Source organism: Kosakonia sp. S42 (assembly GCF_016624785.1).
Taxonomy (GTDB): domain Bacteria; phylum Pseudomonadota; class Gammaproteobacteria; order Enterobacterales; family Enterobacteriaceae; genus Kosakonia; species Kosakonia cowanii.
Genome location: NZ_JACVTW010000070.1, coordinates 1 through 2,739, shown reverse-complemented (window position 1 = coordinate 2,739; position 2,739 = coordinate 1). Strand labels below are relative to the sequence as shown.

Below are 2,739 nucleotides of genomic sequence, written 5' to 3'. Positions count from 1 at the left end.
TTACCCGCCCCGATATCGATGATGGGGTGATACTGCTCGGCGCGCTTAATCCAGTACTGGCTCAGCGTTTCAGCTGCTTTGCTGCCCCCGCCACCCAGCCCCTGCCCTAACACATCCCCGGCGCTGACGCTCGCGGTTGCCCCCAGTCCGACAGATGGCGTGGCAGCTGACTTGACGCCCTCGCCAATCCCTGACAGGAACCCGGCCGCGCCGGCATACCCGATGATTTTGCCGTTACGCATGACGGGTGTGCCCTTGATGCCATACTTGCCCTGCCAGCTGACATGGCCTTCGAATTCCATGTCGATATCCTTACCGTTTTTCAGGTTGCAGGCGATGGAGCGTGTCCGCACGTTGCCGCGCTCACTGGAGATATCCCCCCATGCCTCACCCACGATAAAGCAGCCGTTCAGGTCGTACTGTTTGTTGTTCGGCATGGTGGTTTTGCCCAGCAGGCGGATGGTCACCGGTCTGGAGTCCTGCTGACCGGTGACGCTGGCGTTGGCGTCAACACCTTCAATCAGCACGGCTTCCGAGAAGGAGCCGGACGATATCCAGGGCAGCTTTGTGGCTTTCTTTTTCAGGCTTTCGTAACTGAATGACGTTTTCTGCATTCCCCCGCTCATGCGATTACCACTGCCGCCCGGATAGAATCCGGCGCCCTGCGTACTGGCGGGACCGGTGGCGGCCGGTATGCCTGTCGCAGGGGTTACAGTGTACTGGGGGAGTCTGGCCTGACCGGCAGCAACGGGACCCGGCAGTGGTGTGCCGTCTGCGGCAGCAGGTGGTGTTTGCTGTCCGGAGGGTTGTTCGTTGCTGCCGGTGGCACCCGGCTTCGTCTGCATCTGCTCGCTGAGGCGCTGGATTTCCGCGTCCTTCTTCTGCAGTTGCTGGCTGAAAGTGGTTTTGCTCTGTTCGAATGACTGCGAGAGCTGGGCCAGCTGCGCTTCGAGCGCGGACGTTCTGGCCTGCTGTTGTGCCATCGCGGACTGGTTGACCTGCTCGTCAAAGGTGGCGGTGACGACGCCGGTCATGTTGGGCGCGGGCGCGTTCTGCGCCTGCTGTGCTTTGTTATCTTCGGTGCCGAAGGTCAGCACCAGGGCAGTGGTGACGCCGGCAGCGGCCAGGACGCCGATGAGGATGGCGAGCTGTGTGCGGCGGGTTTTCACATTCAGGTTCATGCGCGCGGCTCTCCGTCATACGAGAACACCACCCACACATACCCTTCCCCGTTCGCGTAAAGCTGATTCTGCGACAGCATCACGGCCCGGACGCCCTTGCGCCAGAAGTCACGCTCGCGCAGCTGCGTGGTGACCACGCCGGGGTTTGTCATGCGAAACCTCACAACGCGAAGGTGGGAGCCGGTGAACTGTTGCTCCGGGGTCAGCCTGACGGTGACGGCCGGGTTATAGGCCGGCATGCGGCTGACGGGTAACGCTTTATATCCTTCCGGTACATCGCCGAGGGCGATGGTACGGGAGAGGCTGACGAGAGTTTTTTCGTAGCTCTGCCCTTCTTCCCACGCTTTAGCATCGTCATTGGCGATTTTTGGTGCGCTGAGCGGGGTGAAATGCAGTGTCTTACCCGTACCGGGTTTCGGTGTGACGTTGAGGCTCAGCGCCGTGCCGCCGGCAGTCTGGATGAATACCGTGAAATTCTGGCCGACGAGTGGCGAGAGCAATAATGCGCCATCGGCAGTGTGGTCCTGGTCGTAGGCACCTGTAGGCCCGCTGATGCTGGTCACCAGTTCCCCGTCAATAATGATTTTGTTGGGGTTGGTGTTACTGAGGTTAACGCTGAATGATGCGTCATTCTCAAACGGTATGGCGACGGGTCCGGTGGCGGCCCGAAGGCCGCCTGTGAACATGACCGTTGCCATTAACACAGCAGCAGCTGCCGGTGAAAAACGTTTTTTCATGGGCAGTCCTGATTCAGTTAGTGGTGACCGGCATGAGTTCGGACATTTCATCGAGGTTGATGATGCCGTTCTCATAACGCATCCGGAGCCGGTAAGTGCGTGCCTGCTCCTTCAGTTCGGTGGTGATATTGCCGTTGGTGGTTGAGGGGTGGAGTACGACGTCTGCGTCAATCACGCCGGGACTGACCATGCGCAGCGCGCGGACATCGTAACGCCAGGTGAGGCCTCCTTTTTTAATGCGGTCAGCTTCCACATCGAGCGCTTTTTTCAGTGCGTCGCGGCTCTGTGCGGGCACGTAGTTGAGCAGCATCTTTTGCTGGCTGTCGATGTTCTCGGGGCTGACGTTCAGCCTGAGATACAGGAATGACGTGGCGAACATATTCATGCCTGCGGTATCGGCAGATGAGGCATCGGAGCTGAAAGGCTGGTTGTAAGACATGGGCGTGGTGATGGTTCTTTGTGTGCTGTAAAAGTGCCACGCAAGAGCGCTGCTCAGAATCGTTGCTGTGGTACATAACACAGCGAAACTGCCCATCCCGATAAAGGCGAGTCGCAGGTATTTATCCCGGCTTCGCTTGATATCCATTTTCACTTATTCACGCCCTCCAGTGACGGAAACCTGAGTCAGGAATAGACCGGAAGGTCACCCTGAAAATAAAGGTGGGCAGGTACCAGTAACAGAAATTCAGTAACCAGAACGAGCCCTGCCCTTTTTTCAGATACCTGACAATCAACCACAGCACGCCCGAAACTATCCCCAGGGCGGTCGACATATTGCAGACGATACCCAGTAAGGTCAGGGGAGCAATAACGAGGAGTTC

Annotated in this window: 4 protein-coding genes; all 4 read right to left on the bottom strand. The window is 58.3% G+C overall.

The window, feature by feature from the left end:
- Positions 1–1,181: TrbI/VirB10 family protein (locus tag IAE50_RS25515; RefSeq protein ID WP_200581674.1), on the bottom strand; the 1,181-nt coding region annotated here is incomplete at its 3' end.
- Positions 1,178–1,918: a type-F conjugative transfer system secretin TraK gene (traK, locus tag IAE50_RS25510; RefSeq protein WP_200581673.1), complete on the bottom strand. Its 741-nt coding sequence runs from the start codon at positions 1,916–1,918 to the stop codon at positions 1,178–1,180. The genes IAE50_RS25515 and traK, both read right to left, overlap by 4 nt.
- A 13-nt stretch (positions 1,919–1,931) precedes the next feature.
- Positions 1,932–2,504: a TraE/TraK family type IV conjugative transfer system protein gene (locus tag IAE50_RS25505; RefSeq protein ID WP_234467353.1), complete on the bottom strand. Its 573-nt coding sequence runs from the start codon at positions 2,502–2,504 to the stop codon at positions 1,932–1,934.
- A gap of 10 nt (positions 2,505–2,514) precedes the next feature.
- Positions 2,515–2,739: type IV conjugative transfer system protein TraL (gene traL / locus IAE50_RS25500; RefSeq protein ID WP_200581671.1), on the bottom strand; the 225-nt coding region annotated here is incomplete at its 5' end.